The sequence below is a fragment of the Streptomyces sp. SID3343 genome (assembly GCF_009865215.1).
Classification (GTDB): Bacteria; Actinomycetota; Actinomycetes; order Streptomycetales; family Streptomycetaceae; genus Embleya.
On sequence record NZ_WWJX01000017.1, the window covers coordinates 1 to 2,605 of the forward strand.

The following is a 2,605-nucleotide window of genomic DNA, read 5'->3' on the forward strand; positions in this document are numbered from 1 at the left end:
CCCCGCCGACACCGCCCCGACGACCTCGACCGCGGCCCCGTCCGCCCCCGCCCCCAGCGCGGCCGACGGCCGACTTCCACACTCGCAGGGCAAACCGCTGCCGATTCCCGATCGGCCGCCGGTCTCCGCCTCCGCCCGCGAGAGCGCGCGACACGACTACGACGATCCGTCGACGGTTCGGCTCCCGGCCCGACCGTCGACGGCCGCGAACCCGAGCGCCGAAGCCGCCGCGAGCTGCGCGGTCTCCGACTTCGCCTCCCGTACCGGCGCGGCGCTCGTCCAGCAGATCAAGGCGTCGACGACCGACTGCGTCAACACGCTGTTCGGGGTGACCGGTCCCGACGCCTACTCGATCTTTCGGGAAGCCCAGATGACCACCGTCGCGTACGCCATGCGCGACGGCTCGGTCGGATACCCCGGCAACGGCAGCACGGGGCTGCCGCAACTGGTGCTGTTCCTGCGCGCGGGCTACTACGTGCACTGGTACAACGCCTCGACCGTAGGCACCTACGGTCCGACCCTCCGGACGGCCATCCGGTCGGGCCTGGACACCTTCTTCGGCAACGCGCGCTCGTCGGACGTCACCGACGCCAACGGCGAAACCCTCGCGGAGGCCGTCACCCTGATCGACAGCGCCGAGGAGAACGCGCGCTATCTGTCGGTCGTCAAGCGGCTGTTGGCCGGATACAACAGCTCGTACAACGCGTCGCGCTGGATGCTCATCGCGGTCAACAACGTCTACACCGTGCTCTTCCGCGGCCATCAGGTACCGGCGTTCGTCGAGGCGGTCAAGGCCGACCCCAGCGTGATCGACTCGCTCGACGCGTTCCTCACCGCGCACCGCGACCTGCTCGGCACCGACAACGCGTACCTGACCGTCAACGCGGGGCGCGAACTCGGGCGCTTCCTGCAATACGCGCCGCTACAGGCCAAGGTGCGGCCGATGGTGCTCCGGCACCTGCGGGCGAGCTCGATGACCGGGTCGACCGCCGCGCTGTGGGTCGGACTGGCCGAGATGACCGACTACTACGACAAGGCACAGTGCGCCTATTACGACACCTGTGACCTCCAGGCGCGGCTGTCCGCCGCCGTACTGACGGTCGACTTCACGTGCAGCGCGAGCATTCACATCCGGGCTCAGCAGATGACGAGCGCCGATCTCGCGACCGCATGCACCAGCCTGCGCAACCAGGACGCCTACTTCCACGGCGTGGTCAAGGACAGCGGCCCGGTGGCGAACGACAACAACTCGACCATCGAGGTCGTGGTGTTCGACTCCAGCGCCGACTACCAGACGTACGCCGGCGCGATCTTCGGCATCGACACCAACAACGGTGGCATGTACCTGGAGGGCGACCCCGCCGCGGTGGGCAACAAGCCGCGCTTCATCGCCTACGAGGCCGAGTGGGTCCGCCCGCTCTTCGAGATCTGGAACCTCAACCACGAGTACACGCACTACCTCGACGGCCGGTTCGACATGTTCGGCGACTTCGACGCCGGCGTCTCGACCCCGACCATCTGGTGGATCGAGGGCTTCGCGGAGTACGTCTCGTACTCCTACCGCAACGTCACCTACGACGCGGCGATCACCGAGGCGGGCCTGCACACCTACGCCCTGAGCACGGTCTTCGACACCACCTACGACCACGACACCACGCGCATCTACCGCTGGGGCTACCTCGCCGTGCGGTATCTGCTCCAAAAGCACCGCCCCGACGTCGACCGACTGCTCGGCTACTACCGCACCGGCGACTGGACCGGCGCCCGCTCCTTCCTGACCACCACGATCGGCACCCGCTACGACAGCGACTGGTACACGTGGCTCGCGGCGTGCGCCGCGGGCGACTGCGGCGGCAGTACGCCGACCAACCGCCCGCCGACGGCGAACTTCACCGTCGCGATCAACGGCACCGCCGCGGTGTTCACCGACACCTCGACCGACCCCGACGGCACGATCTCCTCGCGCGCATGGGACTTCGGCGACGGCACCACGTCGACCGCGACCAACCCCACCAAGACCTACGGCGCGCCCGGGACCTACACCGCGCGGCTGACCGTCACCGACAACGGCGGCGCCACCGCGACCACGTCCAAGGCGGTCACCGTCACGGGCGGCGGCACCGCGACCGAATGCACCGACCCCGACACCCGCGCCCTGGGCAAGAATTGCAAGCGCAGCGCGCTGACCGCCGGCGCCGGCGGCACCGCGTGGTTCTACCTCTACGTCCCCGCCGGCACGGCGCGCCTGAACATCACCGTCGCGGGCGGTACGGGCAACGCCGACCTCTACTACAACAGTGACGTGTGGGCGACCAACACCGCCTACACGGCCCGTTCGACCAACAGCGGCAACGCGGAGACGCTGACCGTCACCGCACCGTCCGAGGGCTACCACTACATCTCCCTGTACGGGAAGGCGGCCTTCAGCGGGACGGCGGTCACCACGACCTACTGATCCGCACGTGGTGCGCCGTACTCGGGTACCGAGTACGGCGCACCACCCGGCGGCGAGGTCTTCATCGACCTCGCCGCCGGTTCGCGTACGAACCTTGCCTCCGGCGGCGGTGGACGCCGCGCGCTACGCCCCGTCGTAGGCCTTGCGGAG

At 69.1% G+C, this 2,605-nt stretch carries 1 protein-coding gene; it reads left to right on the plus strand.

Annotated elements, in window-relative coordinates:
* The first annotated feature begins 97 nt into the window (after nucleotides 1-97).
* Complete coding sequence (locus GT354_RS00690) at nucleotides 98-2,455, plus strand: collagenase (protein WP_237534244.1); 2,358 nt, start codon at nucleotides 98-100, stop codon at nucleotides 2,453-2,455.
* Nucleotides 2,456-2,605: the final 150 nt, after the last annotated feature.